Raw genomic sequence first — 21,773 nt, forward strand, 5'->3', positions numbered from 1 at the left:
ACAGTAGATTTTGGTCAAAAGTAATAAATTTACATCGGTACGGGCACCCCTTGCGGGTGCCAAAAATTAAATCAATGCTCAATCCACAGACCACCCTCAATTGCGCTGGCCGCCTCCTTGATCTTTCCCGACCAGTCATTATGGGGATCATCAACGTGACAACTGACAGTTTTTATGCAGGTAGTCGGTTCACTGCATTGGACGCCATAGTACAACAAGCGGAAAAAATGCTGAGCGAAGGTGCCCAAATTTTGGACATTGGCGGCATGTCTTCCCGCCCGGGAGCGACCATCATCAGTGCTGAGGAGGAGGTGGAACGTATTGCTCCTGTCGTTGACGCACTAGCCAAACGTTTTCCCGAAGCCATTCTTTCACTTGATACCATTTATGGCCACAGTGCCAGGGTGGGGGCGGAGCTGGGGGTCGGCATCATCAACGACATTTCTGCCGGTCGACTTGATGCCAACATGTACCCGACCGTGGCCGAATTGGGATTGCCCTACGTACTCATGCACATGCAGGGGCAACCAGGGTCCATGCAAAAGAACCCTACCTACAATGATGTAATAACGGAAGTACTGGACTTTTTTATTGCCGAAGTAGGGAAATTGCGGGCATTGGGCGTAAAAGACATCGTACTCGACCCTGGTTTTGGTTTTGGCAAAAAACTTGCGCACAATTATATTTTATTAAAAAACTTGCAGGTATTCCAGATTTTGGACGCCCCCGTTTTGGCTGGCTTATCCCGAAAATCGATGATTTATCGCTTGCTGGAAATTGAACCCGTCGCGGCCCTCAATGGTACTACGGCCTTACATATGGTTGCCTTACAACAAGGCGCTAAAATCCTGCGCGTACACGATGTAAAACCTGCCGCTGAAGTGATCCGTTTGTGGGAAATGCTTGAAAATGAATAAGAAAAAAATCTATGCTTGTTATTTTTTTTCACTTACTGCTTAGATTAAATGGGTAAAAAACCATCATAACAATAGAAAAAGTTATTTTTGCCAAATGGGAATTGTACTTGTTGAAATGGCGCCATTTTTTTGAATGGCACATTAAAACGCAAGTCTATTGATAATTATACGACCATGAATACTATGATCCAAAAACTATGCATTCTCCTATCGGCATGCCTGATGGGAAATTTCCTTTCTGCCCAAGTTCCAAGCATCAGCAATTTCGCTCCAACTTCTGGGCCCATCGGTAGCACCGTTACCATCACCGGAACCAACTTCAACACCACTGCGGCCAACAATGTGGTTTATTTTGGCCCGGTAAAAGCCACTGTCAATGCTGCAACCGCTACTACACTAATGGTTACGGTGCCAGTAGGTACCAATTACCAACCCATTACTGTATTGAATACCGCCAGTGGGTTGCGCGCTCAAAGTGCACTGCCCTTTAGAGTTACATTTAGCTCGGGTTTGAGCATTAGTGCCATGTCTTTTGCGGCAAAAGTAGATTCTGTGACTGCAACACGGCCCAGTGGTCTAGCTACTGGTGACATGGACGGCAATGGTAAGCCAGATTTGGTGATTGCGCATTCCATTTCTCAATCGATCAGGATTTACCGCAACAACAGTGCCGGTAATGCGGTGTCTTTTAGTCCACGCGTCAATTTAGCACTGAATGCCGGGGCAACCGGAGTTGCAGTGGACGATTTGAACGGTGATGGCAAATTGGATATTGCGGCAACCAGCTCGACAGCAAGTAGAGTGTTTTTATTCAGAAATACCTCAAGTGGGAATGAAATGAGTTTTGCTACTCGGGTAGATTCCAGTGCTGGCGGTGCGGCACAAGGTATAGCCATTGGTGATTTGGATGGAGACGGTAAACCTGATTTAGCCATTGTCAATTCATCCGCCGGAACGGTATCCGTACTGCGCAACATGAGTACAGTGGATACACTTTCCTTTGCCAGCCGGATTACTTTTCCAGTAGGAAGTCAACCTTTTACCCTCGCCATTGGAGATGTTGATGGCGATGGGAAGTTAGATATTGTTACAGGGAATGCGCAGACAGGCACCATTTCAGTCCTACGCAATAACAGCACTAGTGGCAATATATCATTTGTTGCCAAGGCCGATTTTGAAGCAGGTAGTTTTCCTTTTGGAACAACTTTGGGTGACATTGACGGAGATGGAAAACTAGATGCCCTGGTAGTTGACCAAGGCGTAAAACTCACCATCTTGCGCAATACCAGTAAGGTTGATACCGTCAGATTTGCCACTAAAGTAGAGTTTACCACGGGTACCACTCCAATTCGCATCGCAATTGGTGATTTAGATGGCGATGGGAAGCCTGAAGTTGCTGTTTCTAATAATGCCATTTCTACAACGACTCCATCCACTGTATCTATTTTCAAAAATAACAGCACCAACGGAAACATCAGTCTGGCAACCAAAGTGGATTTGGCTACTGGTACAGCACCTTTCGCCAGCTCCATTGTAGATTTAACGGGGGACAACATACCCGATTTTGCGGTGGTGAACCAAAATGCGAATACGGTCTCGGTCTTCCGCACTGCCTTTGACCTCCCGCCCTCCCTTGCGTCGTTTAGCCCCATGATGGGTGGCCCTGGCGATACCATTGTGATCACTGGAAACAACCTCCTTGGCGCAAGCAAAGTCACTTTTGGTGATTCGCTGGCCAGCTTTTTTCAAATCGTAACGCCCTTGCAAATTAAAGCAGTGGTAGGCAATGGCACTTCTGGCGAAGTAGCGGTATTCATCGAAGGCGATACCTTGACTTTGCCTGGATTCGTGTTTACGAATTGCCCCAGTACTTCAGTCGTCATCGAGGCGATGCCTGGCGATACCATTTGCCCTGGCGATACAGTTACCTTCAAAGCCATTGCCGTTGTGGCGGATACCACCGCAACCTTTGAGTGGTATTTGAATGGAGATTTTCTCAAAAAAGGCAAAACAATCACCATCGACACCCTGGCGCATCTCGATACCATCATTTGTATCGTGCGGGATACCTGCAGCATGCCGGTAAGTGACCGGGATACCATCATCGTGCGTTTTAAAACCTTGCCATTGCTGACCAGCACGCTGACTCCACCGGCAGTGTGTAGTGGAACCAGTTTTGGGTACATGCCAACCACCAATGTGCCGGGCACAACCTTCCAATGGCGGCGCAAAGCAGTGCCGGGAATTAGTAACCCAGCTGCAACGGGCATGGGTGCCATCAGCGAAACCCTTAATGATACTACCACCAATCCAGTAATGGTCACCTACGAGTTTTTTAATTTAAGCGCTGGCGGCTGCCTCCAACCGGATACCTTCCGGGTGGCGGTAACGGTTAACCCCATTCCCAAACTAAGTAGCTCCACCGCTGCGGCCATGCAATGCAGTGGGATACCTTTCACTTATACGCCTACTAGCAGCACTGCTGGAACGACCATTACCTGGAGCCGAACCTTTGTAAATGGAGTCAGCAACTCCAGTAGCATGGGCACCGCTGCCATCAACGAAAGCCTGAACAATGCTGGAGATACCGCGGTTGTTGTGACCTACAATTTCGCACTGGTGGCCAATGGCTGTTCCAACCCCATGCCCCCCAGTCTGAAGCTGATGGTAAAACCTATCCCGCTAGTGAATAGCAGCACTACTGCACCCGCAATTTGTAGCGGGGCTGCCTTACTGTACATTCCAACTAGTAATCTGACAGGCTCAACCTTCAACTGGACTCGTGCTGCAGTAATGGGTATTAGCAATGGTGCGCGGATCGATACGGGTAGGATCAACGAAATTCTGTTCAATACCACGCCCAATCCAGTGAATGTTGTGTATCAATATACGGCTACCCGGAACGGCTGCACCAGCCCCACTCTAGTGAATGTTACGGTTGCGGTGAACCCCAGCCCGCTGCTCAGCAGTACCCTGACGCCTGCGGCAATTTGTAGCGGTACGCCCTTTGTGTACACGCCTACCAGCAACAACAACAATGTCACTTTTACCTGGACTAGAGCGGTTGTCAATGGCATCAGCAATGTCGCAAAAAATGGAACCGGACCTGCTAGTGACACCCTAATCAATACAACTACCGATACTGTAGTAGTGGTGTATGCTTATACGGTAAGTGCCAGTGGTTGTTCGGACCCCAACCCTAAAAATGTGACAGTACGGGTGAAACCTATTCCTACGCTGAGCAGTACCCTTACACCACCAGCGATTTGTAGCGGGACAACCTTTAGTTATACCCCTACCAGTGCTACCGAAGGCACAACGTTTAGCTGGTCGCGGACCGCAGTGGCGGGCATCAGCAACGCGACGGCCAGTGGCACTGGGAATCCCAATGAAAACCTAGTCAATACGACCTCGGGGCCACTCAACGCCATTTATGTTTATACCTTGAGTGCTGCAGGCTGTGCCAATCCTGCTACTTCAAACGTTACCGTTTCGGTCAATCAGCCGCCATCCTTGAGCAGCAGTTCAACCCCGCCAGCTATCTGTAGTGGGGCAGTGTTTAGTTATACCCCTACCAGCGCTGTAGAAGGTACCACCTTTAGCTGGACCCGCGCAGCGGTAAGCGGCATCAGCAACATCGCCGCCAATGGCAGCGGGAACCCGAATGAAGCATTGGTGAATACCACAGCTTTGCCAGTCAATGTCACCTATGTTTACACCCTGAATGCCAATGGTTGTATCAATCCACAAAGCTTCAATGTGGTGGTCAGTGTAAAACCATTTCCAACGCTGATCAGTGATGCCAACCCGCCCGCCGTTTGTAGCGGGAACAAGTTTGCTTACACTCCATTGAGTGGGGCTTTCGATGCTACTTTTAGCTGGACCAGAGCAGCAGTAAACGGGATTTCCAATGCAGCAAGTAGCGGCACTGGTGAGCAGTTGGTCGAAGTTTTAGAAAATACTACCATTGCCGCAATCAATGTCGTCTATGCATTTACGATCAGCTCAGGTGGGTGCAGCAACCCCAATCCGGTGAATGTAACGGTGAGTGTAAAACCCAGCCCACAGATGACCAGCACGGTCAATGTGCCCGCTATTTGTAGCGGCACTGCCTTTACGTACACACCGACCAGCAATGTAGCCAACACCACCTTTTCCTGGACTCGGGCCGTTGTCACTGGCATCAGCAATACGGCTGGCAGTGGGAATGGCAGCATCAATGAAACTTTGACCAATACGACAGAATTGCCATTGAGTGCCATTTACCGGTATACCCTTACGGCAAATGGTTGTGCTTCCGCCTTGCCCAGTGTCATTGAAGTGACCGTGAATCCTTTGCCAACCTTGATCAGTGAGGCTCAGGCACCAGCTATTTGTAGCGGTGCTCTCTTCAGCTATTTGCCCAAAAGTTCAACTCAAGGCACCAGTTTTACCTGGACGCGTGCCGCCGTGCAAGGCATCAGCAATGCTGCTGCAAATGGGACGGGTAACCCGGCTGAAGTTTTGACCAACACAACCACTGGATCCATTACTGTGGTATACGTTTACCGCTTGAGTGCCAACACTTGTGACAACCCACTTGGGTTCAATGTGGAGGTAGAGGTGAGTCCACTCCCGGTTTTGACCAGTGAGACTAATGCTCCGGTCATGTGTAGTGGCCAGATATTTACTTACACCCCCACTAGTTCGATGCCCAATACCACGTTTAGTTGGACTCGGGACAGTATCGTAGGCATCAGCAATGCAGCGGGTAGTGGTACTGGTAATCCGAATGAAATCCTGAACAATACGACCTCTGCACCAATCAATGTAACCTATGTTTATACGCTGAATGTAGATGGTTGTGTCAATACAACGACTTACAATGTGAGGGTGACGGTGAATCCAAAACCAACACTGAGCAGTACTGTAAATCCGCCCGCCATTTGTAGTGGAGCTACTTTTGCTTACAACCCGACCAGCAGTACCAGCGGCGCTACTTTCTCTTGGCGACGGGCTGCAGTGGATGGCATCAGCAATACTTTATCCGAGGGCACGGGCAACCCCAATGAAGCCTTGGTCAATACCACTGCTGGCCCCATCAATGTGACCTATGTGTACCTGATTAGCGCCAATACTTGTGTTAATTCCATCAGCAACAGTGTCGTGGTGACGGTTAATCCCTTACCTACGCTCAGCTCTGGTTTGGCATTGGAGGGTAGTTGTAGCGGCACGAGTTTTACCTATACCCCGTCCAGCGCAACCACGGGAACCAGTTTCACTTGGACTCGGGCGGCGGTAAATGGGATCAGCAATGCTGCTGCCAATGGTACGGGAGCAATCACCGAAATCTTGACCAACACCACCAATGCAGCGATCACTGTATCCTACGTGTATACCCTGAGCGCCAATGGCTGTAGCAATCCCGCTACCTTCACGGTGAACAAGTCGATCAACCCGATTCCAACGTTGAACAGTGACCTCAATCCTGCCGCCATTTGTAGTGGCACGGCTTTTACGTATACGCCAAGCAGCAATGTGACCGGGGTTCAATTCAACTGGGCTCGTGCAGCAGTCAATGGCATCAGCAATGGGGCGATCAGTGGCACTGGAAACATCAATGAAAGTTTACTCAATACCACCGCTGGTAGCTTGAATGTCATTTATCAATATACCCTGAGCGCCAATGGTTGCAACAACCCCAACAACGCTCAGGTGAGTGTAACCGTAAATGCCAAACCAGTGCTGATGACCAACAATCCCGCGCCCCGTTGCACGACCTTGATCGATTTGCGCGAGGCTGCCATTACGGCGGGCTCTAGCACAGGATTGACTTTCACATACTGGACGGATGCCGCTACAACCTTGCCTTTGGCGGCACCCCAAAGCGCCGACGCCGGGGTGTATTACATCAAAGGTACGGTTGCCAGTACAGGCTGCTTCGATGTAAAACCCGTCACCGTAGTGATTGGCCGCATCCCTGATGCAACGGCTACCGGGAAAACCATTTGTAGTGGCATTCCAGCGGATATCACGGTACTCAACCCGAATGCTGCACCCGGCGCGACCTTCAATTGGACGGCGACCTACGGCAAAGCCCGCCTGGGCCTCGGCAGTGGCAGTGGCGTACCATTTGGCGTCAATGCCATCGACGAACTAGTGATCAACCTGACTCGTAAACGCACCGAAGTAGTGTACACGATCACCCCAGTAGGCTCCCAGGCGGCGGGTTGTATTGGCGAGCCCATCACTGTGCGGGTAAAGGTCAATAGCATGGGCAAACGTTGCCCCGAGGCGGAACCAACGGCTTTCCGCGAAACCATCCCGCACAATACCGCACCTCAAATCAAAGTCAACCAAATCAAGCCCAAAAAACGGAAAAAATACCTGGTACAAGCGATCAGCAATCCCGATAGTGTGGAAGGTGTGAGTGAAGCGCCGTATACTCGCCCACGTGGCTCGGTGTTCGAAGAAAATGTACTGCAAAACCGCACGCGTCAACCTGTCGTGGTTGTGTACACCATTGTACCCTATACCAATGGATCCAACTGGCGCGACAATAACGGCACGGGCGATGATGTGCTGGGTGCTTCTTTCGACGTAGTCGTTACGGTGCAAGGAGCCCCTGGGTTTACTGAACCTGCCTTGCCAGAAATTGCGGCCCAGCCAAAGGAGTTGGAACAAAAACAAGGCAGCCTGGACAAACCGCTCCAGCTTCAAAAGCCGATCGCTCCTGCACTGCTGGACTATATGGTAGAAGCGGCTCAACAACCCGCAGCGGGAAAAGTAGTCTTGCTGCAAAACGTGCCCAACCCCTTCCAGGGCAATACCCAAATTGGCTTCTACTTGCCCGAAGCCACCCAAACCAAGCTGACGGTAAGGGATGTGAAGGGTGCGGTGCTTTACCAAATTCAGGGCGAGTACAACAAAGGTTGGAATCTGCTGAACGTAGAGGCGGCGACGCTGCGTAGCTCCGGGGTGTTGTACTACAGCCTGGAAACGGCAAAATTTGTGGAGACGAAGCGGATGGTGGTACTGAAATAAGTGACGAATGAAGGAATGACGAGTGACGAATGGTCGCCTTGGGTTTGGGGCGGGGTTCGTCACTTGTTGTTTTATAAAGAATTAAATTTGAAGTCGATTTTAAATTTTAGGATAAGAAATAATAACTAATGAATATTTAGATAGGCTATTTCAAAAGGATGAAGGAAGCCTTTAGCAATGCCTTAAATTGTGCGAATTTCTAATCGCGGAGCGATTGAATTTAGAATAGCCCCGGTCGTCCGGGGTCAAAATTGCAGGCGAGGTTTTTGCAACCGCGGTAGCGGTTGAACTAGGAATCGCACTCGTTCAACCACTGCCGTGGTTGCCGAACACCCCGGGCAACGAAAATCCCCGGACGACCGGGGCTATTCTAAATTCAACCGCTGCCGCGGTTCGAGTTGGGTTAAAATTTGCACGATTATTGTATTTTGCAAGGAGGATAAATCAGAAAAGACAAGCTCACTCCCGCACAAACTCCAGCTCCTCCTGATCCTCCAACAACTTCACCATCACCGGCAATTCATCCATATTCTTATCATTTTGGCGGTATTTCACCACATAATCCACGCCCTGAATGATTTCGGAGCTGATGGCGCCAAAATTGATTGGAGGTGCTGCATCACGGGTATGTGCATAGGTGCTGATGAGGGGTTCATTGAGTTGTTCCAGCAGCCCGGCGCAGAAAGGATCCTGCACGATCCGAATATGGATTTGCCCGGAGGCACTCAAAGCTAGGGTAGCTAAATTGGATGGATTGTCAAAAATCATCGTCAACGGGCGCAGGTGATAGGCCAGCAGGGTTTCCAGGCGCGGATGCAAATGGTCGACATAATGTTTGAGCATGGAGATAGAATTGACCATGAGCTCAAAATTATCCGCGTAATTTTGGCGTTTGAGTTGAATGAGCCGATTGAGTGAAGCGGTTTGACTTGGCAAACAAGCAATGCTCCACAGCGTATCTGTCGGCAACAGTACAAGTCCTCCAGAAGACAAAATTTTTTCTGCCCCTTCAAAATCGTAATGCTGCGCCATGTGTTTTACGTTGGTATAGGTCATCTTCATCTAGTTCATTCCAGGTTTGTTCCCTGTTTTTCAAAATCAGACGCATGAGTAAAATGAGTGCTAATTTTTGTACAAGGCTAATTTTCAAAACCTCATTAACGGTTCGACCTACCCGCTTATTGCTTGCTATATACCTGATTTTGGCTGGTATGGTAAGCTCCACGACGTTAAGGGCCAGTCACATCATCGGGGGGGAAATCAATTATGAGTTTGTTGGCTTTAAAGGTGGGCGGGTTGGCAGTGATACTTTGTTGTACCGGGTGGTGTTGGTGTTGGTACGAGACTGCAATGGCGGCGCGTCTTTTGACCGCTCGGTGCCCATTGCGATTTATTTGGGGAACAATACCCGGCCCTTGCGCAATTTGCGCATCAGCAATCCCAAAATAACCAAGGTGCTACCGGACCAAAGCAATCCCTGCTTGATCGTTCCGCCTGGTTTTTGTGAAGAGGAAGCGGTGTACAGCGACACCCTGGAATTGGTTCGTTCGGATCAAGCATACACCTTAACCTACCAAGTATGTTGCCGCAATGCAGCCATTGGCAACATTCCCAATAGCGCAGGTACTTTGGGCATTACCTTGACGGTAGAAATCAGTCCACAGGCGCAAAACAACCTCAGTAGCAGCCCACGGTTTACTGCGGCACCGAAAAGTGAATTGTGTGTCGGCATTTCATCGGCCATCCAACTACAAGTAGTCGACAAAGACGGCGACCGTTTGACCTATCACCTCTGCGCACCTTTGCTTGGTGGAGGCCCATTGGGTGGTGGCCAAAATGACATGCACCTGGCCAGCAGTGCTCAGGGCATCAAACCCGATCCTGCTACGTCCGGCCCCTACGAGGAATTGCCTTTTTCGCCTACTTTTTCCTTCAATCGCCCTTTGGGGAATGCCGGAACCTTGAGCATTGATTCCACGACCGGAATTTTAAGGGCCCTGCCCCGTGCCCTGGGCCAATACACCATGGGGATTTGTGTGAAAGAATACCGCAATGGCGTATTGATCGGAATGATTCGCCGCGACATTCAAATCAAAGTCAGCAATTGTAATTTTACCATTGATGCCATCGTCAAATCGGACAGCAGCAATGGACAAGGGAGCTTTTGGGTCAAATCCTGCAACAAACCCAACCTGAACTTCAGCAACAGCAGCACAGGCCTGGATAAAGTATTTGCCTACCGTTGGGAATTCAACATCAACGGCAAAACGGAAGTGCGGGATACCAAAGACGCCAGTTTTGATTTTGGCACCCCGGGTAGTTATTCGGGGTTGATGATCCTCAATCCCGGCACCGTTTGTACGGATACCGCCAGGGTTTTTGTGCAGGTTTTTCCTTCGGTCACAGCGCAGTTTGACGCCGTTCTGCCTGGTTGCGACATTGGCCCCATTCAATTCAACAACACCTCCCAATTGAACCAGGGCGCCGCTTACCGCAGCGTGGAATGGAATTTTGGCGACAATATGCGCTCCGCCGAAACCTCGCCCCAGCACAATTATGCCCTGGCTGGAACCTACCCGGTGAGTTTGGCCATTTTGACCAATACGGGTTGCCGCGATACCGCCCGACAAAACATCAACTACTTCCCTGCCCCCGCCAATGCCGTCCGTTTACAGGTCTCAGCTCGGGAAATCTGCACCCAAACCGGGCAATTGAACCTTTCGCTGGAAGTGCCTCCCGTAATGAACCATCCCCGTTATTTGGTGGAATGGGATTTTGGCGACGGGACCAAAGGCACTGGATTTAGGGTGAATAAAACTTACCCAAACGCTGGTACGTATGTGGTTTCCTACCGTTTATCTGCTCCGGGTACCTGTAGTGCACAAGGAGACAATGCAAATGCGCCAATTGGAGTTGTGGAAAAACCGAGTGTCGATTTTACTTTTACCCCAGAACAACCTAGTGCGCGTAACCCCGAGGTGACTTTTAGCGAAACATCTACTCAAACGGACAACTGGAACTGGGACTTTGGCGGAAAAGGCCAGTCCACCGAACGCAACCCCGTTTTTACCTTTCCTTTTGAAGGGGAATACCCGGTAAAACTAGTGGTCGGCAATGGCCAATTTTGTCGGGATTCAGTGACCAAAGTGGTGAAAATTAAAGCAGTGGATGCCTTATACATTCCCAACGCCTTTGCACCCAACGGAAATGCCACAAATGCAGTCTTTAAACCATTGGGGCTGCTACCTGGATTTAGCGGTTACGAGTTCAGGATTTATTCGCGTTGGGGACACTTGTTGTACCAAACCAATGATCCCGAAGCAGCCTGGAACGGCAAAGTGAACAACGAGGGTGAAAATTGTGCGCAGGGTGTATACCTTTATCAGCTGGTTTTTCAGTCTGCTGCTGGCAAAACAGTTACTAAACAAGGTACTATCACCCTTTTGCGGTAGAATTTAAGGAAAAAAATTGTGACTTTCGTAGACTCTATGGCCAAGCGACCTTGTGTGCATAGCGTCTAATCCAAGATACGACACCGGATATGAAGAATACTATGAGATGGAGCCGAATTGTGCTTTTTTGGTTTGCCCTGATTCCTGCTGCTTTGTATGGCCGCCACATCATTGGTGGTTCGATGACTTACCGCTGTTTGGGGAATGGCGATTATGAATTTACCCTCAAAGTGTACCGCGATTGTTTTTGTACCCGTTGTGCCGAGATTGATCCTGTGGCCTTCATTGGGATCTATCGTTGTGGGCCAACTGCGCTTTGTAATGGACAAAATAGTGCCCTTGCCAAACTAGATGTACCCTTAACGCAGCGCAGAAATATTGACCGTCCGGATTATCCCTGCTTGGAACCGCCCGCAGTTTGTACCGAAGAGGGCATCTACATCTTTCGCCTGAGTCGTTACGGGATTCGTTTGCCCAATAGCCCGGACAACAGTTATTTCATCAGCTACCAACGCTGCTGTCGCAATGAAACCATCACTAATATTGTAAACCCCGACACCTGGGGCGCGACTTATATGGTGGAAATCACCCCCGAGGCACAACGCTTGTGCAACAATAGCCCAGAGTTCAATACTTTTCCACCTACTGTAGTTTGTGCCAATTTCAACCTCAATTACGACCACTCGGCTCGCGATGCTGACGGAGATCAACTGGTGTATGAATTTTGCCCACCTTTTGATGGCGGTGCCAATAACCTGGAGCCTTTTGTGTACAATACCTGTGATGGTGCCTATCCTGATCCCGGCTGCCCTCCACCTTACAAGTTTATTCCTTTTCGCCCACCTTTGTATTCCGCAACTAGCCCCATTGGTGGCGACCCCGCATTGAGCATCAACTCACAAACCGGACTGATCACCGGGAAACCCAACCCCATTGGGCAATATGTGGTAGGGGTATGCGTATCCGAATACCGCAATGGGGTATTGTTGAGTCGAATTTTTCGAGACTTTCAGTTCAACGTGGCCAAATGTGATCCCAAATTGCTAGCAGACATCAAGGAGGACATCAAAATCAAAGACAAGGAATACCTCGTCAACTCTTGTGGGCCGACCGAAGTCAAGTTCATCAACGAAAGTACCCCACGTTCTTTTATCCGAACCTTCGACTGGGAATTTGACCTGAGCAACCGCAAGATCACTTCTTCCGAATGGGAACCTTCGATCCTTTTTCCTGGAATCGGCACCTACAATGGGCGACTCATTCTGAACAAAGGCACAGAATGTGGGGATACCGCCAAAATTTTTGTCAACATCTTCCCGGCTTTAGATGCCGATTTTGAATACGAATACGATACCTGTGTGGCCGGGCCAGTCAAGTTTACCGATAAGTCGGTTTCAGGTGGGAAATTTCTCACCAGTTGGAATTGGGATTTGGGGGACAAAAATACCAGTAGGCGACAAAACCCGGAACACCAATACCGAAGTCCGGGCAAAATCCCGGTGACACTCACCGTTCGGGACACCAACAAGTGTGTTGAAAAGGTCACCAAAACCATCAATTATTTCCCGGTGCCAGCCTTGCTCGTGATTTCGCCAAGCGCCTCAGAGGGCTGCGCTCCACTGAGGGTCAAGTTTAACAATTTGTCCTTCCCGATCGATTCCACGTATAAAATCGACTGGGATTTTGGCGATGGGGGCAGTTCGAGAGTCATAAGTCCTACTTATACTTATGAAGACGCTGGAGTGTTTACCGTTTCTTTGGACATCACTTCGCCGATCGGGTGTAAAACCGATACGGTGTTTCCCAATTTGATCAAGGTGCGACCTTCACCAACGGCAGGCTTTATGATCGATCCGCCCATCGCTTCCAATTTAACGCCTACCATCAACCTCTTCGATGAATCACAAGGGGCCATTCGCTGGAATTGGCAACTCAGCAATGGCCGAAACTTTACGGAGCGAAGTCCCAGTTTTTCACCCCCGGATACTGGGCGAATCATTGTCCGGCAGATTGTGGTCAATTCGGTCAATTGCCTGGATACCCTGGACAAACTTCTGGACATCCGACCAGAAGTGCGCTATTTTTTGCCCAATGCTTTTACGCCCAACGGCGACTCGGTCAACGATGAATTTAAAGGGGTAGGGGTGATGGCTGGTGCCAAATCCTTCAATTTTACCATCTGGAACCGCTGGGGCGAAATGGTGTACCAAACCGATCAACCCAATCAAGGCTGGAACGGCCGCAAGTTCAATACAGGGGTAGAATCGCCACCGGGCGTCTACGTGGTGTTGGTGACTTATCGTGATCCCCGAGGGAACCCTTATGAACTCAAGGGCTTTGTGACCCTTGTGCGGTAGAGACGCACAGCCGTGCGTCCCAACGGGGCGGTTTGTTTAAAGACCGAGCCATATGCCATCTTAATTTAAAAACTTTTTAGTAAAAAACCTTTTCATTTCTAAAAAACATTTACCTTTGCACGGCTAAAGAAAAAAGTAAAATTTTTGCGTGATGGATGCGATAAAGTTTGTTCATGAGCAGTTGACTCCGGTTAGAGGAGCAGAGATTCCAGCCTTCCGCGCTGGGGATAATGTAGTGGTGAACTATAAGATTATCGAGGGAGACAAGGAGCGTATCCAGTCTTTCCGTGGTGATGTGATCCAGGTTAAAGGTACTGGAGCAACTAAAACTTTCACCGTAAGAAAAATTTCCAATGGCGTTGGGGTAGAGCGTATTTTCCCATTCGCTTCTCCAAATATCGTTGATGTTCAAGTAACCAAGCGTGGTAAAGTACGCCGTGCTCGTTTGTTCTATCTGCGTGACCTCATTGGTAAGAAAGCCCGCATTAAGGAACGTAAATTCCAAAAGAACGTTACCCAAGTTCAGGGGTAATCGTTTTTTGGTTCCACATAAAAGAGGATTTCGGCTGTATGGCTGGAATCCTCTTTTTGTTTTTGTACTATTGTAAGATCTGAATTAATGATTTTTTTACCGCAGAGTTTCGCAGAGTAGACACAGAGTTTCGCGGAGGTTTATTAGTTTTTAGGAGTTTCGCCACCTCTGGCGGCTGGAGGTCGATTACGATTAAAATTTGATTGTTTGGCATTTAGTGTTCATTCAATGCGCCTCTGAGTACTCTTAGCCACCGTAGGTGGCCCAAACTCTGAGAAACTCTGTGTCTACTCTGAGAAACTCTGCGGTAAAAAATGTTGTGGATGGCTTGTTTTTTTTGCCAAAAAAAACAAGCCAATTCATTGACATTCAAGACAAATAAATCCAAATCTACGTTAAAATAAGAAGCCCAAATGCAGAGACGTACATTTGGGCTTTCCTTGTTTATAGCTCAAAGCTCGATTTTAAACACCAGCCACCAGCTCCTTCGCCTTCGCTACTGCCTGATCCAGCCCAGCCGCATTTTTTCCACCAGCAGAAGCAAAATTGGCTTGACCGCCGCCGCCGCCGTCGATTTCTTTGGCCAGTTCGCGCACCATATTGCCCGCGTGTAATTTTTTGCTCTCTACCAGCGATTTGCTGATGGTGACCATCACCATGGGTTTGTCGTTGATCACGGCACCAAATACAATCACGGCGTTGCCCAACTCATTGTCGATTTGGGCAGCCAGGTTTTTCAGCGCAGCCTGGTCGTTGATCGACAAGCGGGCACTGATGAACTGGACTCCATTTACCGTTTCTGCTTTGGCAATCAGGCCATCCTTGAGCGCATAGGCTTGAGCCGCCACGAGGCGCTCAATTTCTTTGCGCAGTTCCTTGTTTTCATCTTGCAGGGTAGCCACGGCTCTGGCCGCTTCGCCCTTACTTTTCAGGATGCTGCGGATGGCGTCCAGTTCGCGCAATTCACTGCGTACAAAAGCTTCGGCATGTGTGGCGGTGATGGCCTCGATGCGGCGTACTCCAGCAGCTACAGCGCCTTCGGAGAGAATTTTGAACAAACCAATTTGGCCCGTGGACTGAACATGCGTTCCACCGCACAATTCGCGGCTGAAAGTGGGATCAAAAGTGATCATGCGCACGACATCGCCGTATTTTTCCCCAAAAAGCATCATCGCGCCCGAATTGCGGGCTTCTTCGATGGGCATATTGCGGTTTTCATCGAGGGGGATGTTGGCACGGATTTTTTCGTTGACCATGTCCTCAATTTGCCGCATTTCACTGTCGCTCACTTTTTGGAAGTGGTTGAAGTCGAAGCGCAAACGCTGGTCATCCACATTTTGCCCCTTCTGGGTCGCGTGGTGACCGAGGATGCGGTGCAGCGCGGCGTGCATGAGGTGAACAGCCGTGTGGTTGGTAGAGATCGCCTGGCGCAGCTCAGCATCCACTACTGCTTTGACGGGCAATTGCAGGTTGGCCGGGAACTCGTCCACGATATGGATGATTAGGTCATTCTCCTTTTGGGTATCCAGTACATTGATGCGGTCGGCACCTACGATGAGGTAACCCTGGTCGCCCGCCTGACCGCCACTTTCGGCGTAGAAAGGGGTCGCCTGCAGCACCAATTGGTACTGATCCTGGTTTTTGACGTTGACGGTGCGGTATTTCAGCACTTTGGTGTTTTCGACCACCAGAGTGTCGTAACCTTCAAATTTTACCTCGCCGTCATTCACACTCAGCCAGTCGCCGACCACTTTGGCCGCATCGGCCCGGGAGCGTTCCTTTTGTTTTTGCAGGGCAGCTTCAAAGCCTACCATGTCGACCGGGATGTTTCCTTCCTGAGCCAATAGTTGAGTCAGGTCGATCGGGAAACCGAAGGTATCATAGAGGTCAAAAGCATCTTCACCTTTGATTTGGCCAGAAGATTTGTCCAAATCTGCAAAACGTTTTAAGCCTTTCTCCAGTGTATTCAAAAACGCCGTTTCTTCACTCTCAATGATGCGGGCTACCTGCGTTTGTTGGGCTTTCAATTCCGGAAAAGCACCGGCGAAAGCATCCGCCAACATCGGGATGAGCGTATGCAAGAAAGGCTGCTTGATGTCCAAAAAAGAATAATAATACCGTACAGCACGACGCAAGATGCGGCGAATCACGTACCCGGCGCCAGAACTACTGGGCAATTGCCCATCAGCAATGGTAAACGCAATGGCGCGGATGTGGTCGGAAATGACCCGCATGGCGATGTCCGACTTGGCGTCGCGCTCGTAACTAAAGGTGTATTTTTTACCCGATACCTTTTCGATGTATTGAATAAAAGGGGTAAAGACATCCGTATCGTAAGTCGCTTTTTTGCCCTGCATGACCATACAGAGGCGCTCGAAGCCCATCCCGGTATCCACGTGTTGCTCGGGCAGTACTTCCAGCGACTTGTCGGCTTTGCGGTTGAACTGGATGAATACGTTGTTCCAGATTTCTACTACACCAGAGCCATCTACATTCACGAGGCCAGCGCCGTGCGTCTTGGCCACCTCTTCGTCGCTGCGGGTGTCATAGTGGATTTCGGTACAAGGGCCACAGGGGCCAGTGTCGCCCATTTCCCAGAAGTTGTCTTTTTTGTTGCCGTACAAGATGCGTTCCTTGGGCAAGACGCGCAACCAGAATTCCAGGGCTTCGTCGTCAGCAGGGATGCCTGCCGCGGGGTCACCTTCAAATACGGTAGCGTAGAGGCGCTCTTTGTCCAGACCCATTTTATCGGTTAGCAATTCCCAACTCCAGGCAATGGCTTCTTCTTTGAAATAATCTCCAAAAGACCAGTTGCCCAACATCTCGAACATGGTATGGTGGGTGCCGTCGTAGCCTACGTCTTCGAGGTCGTTGTGCTTGCCGGATACCCTCAGGCATTTTTGGGTATCGGCGATGCGCCGCACTTCCGGGGTTTGGTTGCCCAGGAAGTAGTCTTTAAACTGGTTCATCCCCGCATTGGTGAACATCAAAGTAGGGTCATCCTTGTTCACCAGTGGGGCGGAGGGAACAATCTTATGTGCTTTAGAAGCGAAAAAATCGAGAAAAGCCTGGCGAATTTCGCGTGCGGTCATCATAAGTCTTTGTATTTAAAAGCAAAAAACATGGAGCATTATCAGATATAAAATCCTTTAAATTTGATTTTTGGTTAAAAAACTGTTAAAAAAAATTTAAAGGATGCCACAATCTGGAAATCTGTTTCGATATTTGCTGCTGCTTGCCCCAAAAGTGAGGCAAAACAAAGCAATTTTTTTTGAAAAACGGTCAATTTTCCTTCATAAGTTCCCCAGAAAGCAGGAAAAAAAGAGTGTGAACCAAAGGGCGTATGTTGATAATGTGGAAAAAAAAAGATGTAAATTTTTGGATGAATCAACACACTGAACTAATTTGGTCGCAGCTTATACTATTTCCACGCCAGTAAGAACCACGAAGGAAGCTATTTTACGGTCCCATCTCAGCAACATATCAAGAGAAAAAATCCGCAAATTCAGTCACATTGACCAATAACTAGCGTCATGGGAAAAAGAGAAAAGTTCATCTACAACATTCAAACACTTCGATTTGAAAAAGTAGAGATCAGTTGGCTTACCATAGCATCAAGAGCTTTAACATTTTTATGTTCAGCAGTTTTTACTGCATTTTTGTTGTCGATCGTACTGTACAAGTACTTTCCATCCCCTAAAGAAAAACTCCTCTTGCAAGAAATAGAGGTGATGAAAACCCACTACGAAAAACTGGAGGGTGACCTACAAGCCATCAACGATGAAATGAAGCACCTCAACGATCGAGATTCCTATGCTTACCGCACCATTTTTGGGATGAACCCAATCGACCAAAACATCTGGGAAGGTGGGGTTGGTGGTCACGATGAATTCCTGAGTTTCCGCGATCTCAAACACGGCGGCGCTTCGATCATCAATGCCCTAGACAAAGTCCGCAGTTTGAAGCAAAAAATGGTGATTCAATCCAAATCTCTCGACACGATCATCAACATGGCCAACGCCAAAGAAAAAATGTTGGCTTCCATTCCTTCCATCAAACCGGTGCGTTCGGACAAATTGGCCAAAATGGTCGGCTTGCTTTCAGGTTTTGGATACCGGATTCACCCGGTGTACAAAGTGCCCCGGATGCACTATGGGCTTGATTTCACCGCGCCCAAAGGCACTCCCATCCAGGCTACTGGAGATGGAGTGGTCAAAAAAGCGGAATACCACAGTGGTTACGGCAAATGTGTGATCATTTCGCATGGCTACGGCTACGAAACCTTGTACGCCCACATGAATTCCATCGAAGTACGAGCCGGACAAAGGGTGAAACGGGGCCAACCGCTGGGTAAAGTGGGGAGTACTGGCACCTCTACCGCACCACACTGTCATTACGAAGTGCACCTCAAAGGGAAACAGGTTAACCCGATTCATTATGTGTTGGACGGCCTTTCACCAAAAGAATATCAAACTTTGGTAAAAGCTGCAGAGGGTGCCAATCAATCTATGGACTGATTCTGAATATTTTATGATATTTTACTATGCAAGCCTCTTCAGTCATCTGGAGAGGCTTGCTGCATTTTACAAATAAGATGCGTATTTTCGCCTAAGCAATGTTAAACTTTCGTTTCCATTGCTGTTCCACGCCTGATTTAAAGATTTGAAGTAAACACATTTGATGAAAACGGTTATTGTAGATGATGAGCCGCTGTATACCGAATTGTTGTCACGCAAGTTGCAACAAGTCGCTCCTGATGTAGAAATCGCCGCTATTTTTAATAAACCCATTGATGCACTGGTGTTTTTGCGCCAAAATCCGGTTGATTTGCTTTTTCTGGATGTAGAGATGCCGGAAATTGATGGATTCGCTTTTTTGGATTTGTTGCGTCCCAACGATACACCGGTTATTTTTGTAACCAGCCACGAAGGATACGCGCTAAAAGCTTTTCGCTACGCAGCAGTGGACTACCTGCTCAAGCCTGTACAAGCCAACGAATTGAGCGAGGCCATCAACAAAATCAACCGCTCCAAAAAAGAAGACCTTTTTTCACAAATGGACGTGTTGCGCAGCGCCATGAAGGAAATTCAGTCCGAAAATTCACGTTTCAATCGCCTGGTTTTGAATACCCAAGACAAGGTAGTGGTATTGGACGTAGAAGAGATTGTCAACATCGAAGCTTCCGGGCCCTACTCGCAGTTTTATACCATCGATAAGAAGCAGTACATCACCAGTAAGCCGCTCGGCCACTATGAAGACTTGCTGCGCGCCAACAACTTTTTTCGCATACACCGCTCCCATTTGATCAACCTCCTGCACGTCAATTCGATCATGAAAGATGATGGCGTGGTGCTGATGCGCAATGGGACGCAGTTGCCGTTTACAAAGGACAATGTGTCGAAGTTGTTGGAGCAGTTGAAATAGGGGGTTACGCCCCTTGCGCATCCAACAGCACCAAATCGTACCCCTTCCCCTCCGGGCACTCCCGCAACTCCCCACCATAACCCTCCACAAAAGTGCGGATGAGTTGCATGTCCCAGTAGGGTTTATGGCTGGAAGCGTTAACCGGATGCGGGTATGGATCCGGCTGACGGTCTACTTCTTCCACATCGGCAATTCTAATGTTAACCGAGTCCCCTTCACGCCAAGCACTCAAGGTGACGGGGACTTCTTTTTTGCCGGGGCGTTGCGCCACGATCAGGAGCAGGTTCCGCAGGATCATTTTGAGCATCGTTGGATCGCTGTACAAATCCAGATTCGAGGGAACATGGTATAGGATCGGAACAAAGCTACCACTGCTCAACAAGCGAATGTTTTTGTGGACCTCCTCAATCAGGGATTTGAGTTGGAATTCCTGGCGCAAGGGCTGGTACTGCTGCATTTGCACCCGGGCGGTGAACAACAAATCCTCTAATAGTGTAATGGTACGTACTGTTTGTTGTTGCAATTGGCTCAAAAAATGCTCCTGGTATTGCTCCTGTGCATTTGCGCCCTGATCCAGATTAGCCAGTAGTCCTTGTATGGCTGCCAAGGGCGCTCGGAGTTCGGTAGCAAGGGCACTAAACAATTGATCTTTAACCTGATTCAGGCTATACAACTCTTTGCGTTGGGCTTCGATGGCGCTGCCCTTATCAGTCAGGATTTTATTCGCCCCCTGACGCTGCTGGTAGAGGGAATAAATACCCACCCCAATCAAGAATGCCAATCCAATCGCAATACCCGTCACCCAACGGATCGATTTAGCCTGACTGATGCGATCAGCATAAAAGCTATCCATGCTTTGTTGGGTCTCCAGGATTGAAAAAGCTTCCAGGCGCTTCGTAGATTGGATTTTAATGTCTTCTGAAAAAATGCTATCGCTGATCAACCGGGCCTGTTGCAGGGCTTGAAGGCTGGCATCGTATTGTTTGAGTCGTTTTAGCACTTTTGCGTAGGTGCGTAAGGCCGAGGGGCGTAGGGACTGGATTCCCTTGTAAATGGTAATGTTCAACGCATATTTTGCATAATAATCAGCTGAATCCAGTTGGTTGAGGCTCAAAAAGATTTGCGCGAGGTTGCGACTCGAAATGCATTGCACTTGAGCATCGCCATGCTCGATGCTGAGCTGGCGGGCGCGGCGGGCAAAGGGCAGGGCTTTTTTGGGTTCCTGTTCACTGAGGTAGAGTTCACTGAGATTGGCACAAATGCTAGAGGTGAAATAGTTCAAGCCAAAAGGGTCAGATTCTTGAATGGCTTGTTGCAGGTAATCAATAGCCAGAATGGGCTGCGCTTTTTTACGGTAAATGATGCCTAGGTTGTTCAGGGTCATTGCCTCGACCGTTGGAGAGGTAATCGAATGCAATTCCTGGAGGTTCAGCTTTAGTAAAAATTCGGCTTTTTCAAATTGCTGAAGATTGGTATAACTTTCTGCCAAGTTGGCTCGGGTATGGCACCTTAGGTTTAAACCATCGGGGCTTTTTTTGCATAAATCGATCGCTTTATAAGCGTACTCCATTGAGGTTGCATAGTCTCCTTTGAGGGCAAAAACATTGGCGATATTGGAATAATGCAGGGCGGTGAGGATGGGTTGTTTTTCGATACTGATTAGTGCACAGGCTTTGAGGTAATTTTTAAGCGCCTGGTTGAGGTTTCCAGCATCGAAACTTTGGTTGCCTTTGTTTCCGTATGCCCTGGACAAAAGCACATCATTGTGCAATGCCTTGGCCAGGCTAAAGGCTTCATCATTGTAGGTATATCCCTGAACGGGCTCGGAATACATCAGTTGGTCGTGTAAATCCAGTAATACAGTTGCCCTTTGTTGTTTGATCTCAACTTGAGACAATTGTTGCTCCAGTTCAGCGCGTTTTTGAGGATCAAACGGAGTCAGCTGAGCGTAACCTGCCCGTGTGCAAAGCACTATCAACCCGCACAACAGGGCAGGAAGATAAATACCAGGCAAAGACAAGTAGCTTAAAATTTTCACCAAGTAATTTGTTTATCGTTTTGGGTTAAA

General features: G+C 48.8%; 10 protein-coding genes. 7 read left to right on the forward strand and 3 right to left on the reverse strand.

The genetic code is table 11. The features are described from left to right. Positions 1 to 74: 74 nt before the first annotated feature. Positions 75 to 917 carry a dihydropteroate synthase gene (gene folP, locus ACEW9O_RS02855; protein WP_373548608.1) on the forward strand — a complete coding sequence of 281 codons (843 nt, stop codon included), beginning with the start codon at positions 75 to 77 and terminating at the stop codon, positions 915 to 917. A gap of 174 nt (positions 918 to 1,091) precedes the next feature. Beyond that, positions 1,092 to 7,940 (forward strand): PKD-like domain-containing protein, encoded by a 6,849-nt coding sequence (locus ACEW9O_RS02860; protein ID WP_373548609.1) that lies wholly within the window; start codon positions 1,092 to 1,094, stop codon positions 7,938 to 7,940. Between the two features lie 459 nt (positions 7,941 to 8,399). On the opposite strand, the gene ACEW9O_RS02865 is transcribed toward ACEW9O_RS02860, so the two are convergent. Beyond that, positions 8,400 to 8,996, reverse strand: coding sequence for an L-threonylcarbamoyladenylate synthase (locus ACEW9O_RS02865; RefSeq protein ID WP_373548610.1), 597 nt, complete (start codon positions 8,994 to 8,996; stop codon positions 8,400 to 8,402). Positions 8,997 to 9,046: 50 nt separating this feature from the next. Between ACEW9O_RS02865 and ACEW9O_RS02870 the strand changes: the two genes are divergently transcribed. The 3 genes from ACEW9O_RS02870 (at position 9,047) to rplS (ending at position 14,281) form a co-directional block, all read left to right on the forward strand. Next, positions 9,047 to 11,392, forward strand: coding sequence for a PKD domain-containing protein (locus ACEW9O_RS02870; RefSeq protein ID WP_373548611.1), 2,346 nt, complete (start codon positions 9,047 to 9,049; stop codon positions 11,390 to 11,392). A gap of 89 nt (positions 11,393 to 11,481) precedes the next feature. Next, positions 11,482 to 13,749, forward strand: a complete 2,268-nt coding sequence (locus ACEW9O_RS02875; RefSeq protein WP_373548612.1) for a PKD domain-containing protein — start codon at positions 11,482 to 11,484, stop codon at positions 13,747 to 13,749. Positions 13,750 to 13,900: 151 nt separating this feature from the next. Then, positions 13,901 to 14,281, forward strand: coding sequence for a 50S ribosomal protein L19 (rplS, locus tag ACEW9O_RS02880; RefSeq protein WP_373548613.1), 381 nt, complete (start codon positions 13,901 to 13,903; stop codon positions 14,279 to 14,281). A 464-nt stretch (positions 14,282 to 14,745) separates the two neighbouring features. Here the strand turns inward: rplS and alaS are convergent, their stop codons facing one another. After that, the gene (alaS, locus tag ACEW9O_RS02885) at positions 14,746 to 17,373 is read right to left on the reverse strand and encodes an alanine--tRNA ligase (protein WP_373548642.1); all 2,628 of its coding nucleotides are present in this window, start codon (positions 17,371 to 17,373) and stop codon (positions 14,746 to 14,748) included. 441 nt (positions 17,374 to 17,814) lie between these two features. On the opposite strand from alaS, the gene ACEW9O_RS02890 reads away from it, so the two are divergent. Both ACEW9O_RS02890 and ACEW9O_RS02895 read left to right on the forward strand, forming a co-directional pair. Next, positions 17,815 to 18,798: a M23 family metallopeptidase gene (locus ACEW9O_RS02890; protein ID WP_373548614.1), complete on the forward strand. Its 984-nt coding sequence runs from the start codon at positions 17,815 to 17,817 to the stop codon at positions 18,796 to 18,798. A gap of 163 nt (positions 18,799 to 18,961) precedes the next feature. Continuing rightward, a complete protein-coding gene (locus ACEW9O_RS02895) occupies positions 18,962 to 19,705 on the forward strand; it encodes a LytR/AlgR family response regulator transcription factor (protein ID WP_373548615.1) in 744 nt (247 codons plus the stop codon). 4 nt (positions 19,706 to 19,709) lie between these two features. Here ACEW9O_RS02895 and ACEW9O_RS02900 read toward each other — a convergent pair whose 3' ends face one another. After that, complete coding sequence (locus ACEW9O_RS02900) at positions 19,710 to 21,743, reverse strand: tetratricopeptide repeat protein (protein ID WP_373548616.1); 2,034 nt, start codon at positions 21,741 to 21,743, stop codon at positions 19,710 to 19,712. Positions 21,744 to 21,773 lie beyond the last annotated feature (30 nt).

It is taken from the genome of Haliscomenobacter sp. (genome assembly GCF_041740695.1).
GTDB lineage: Bacteria > Bacteroidota > Bacteroidia > Chitinophagales > Saprospiraceae > Haliscomenobacter.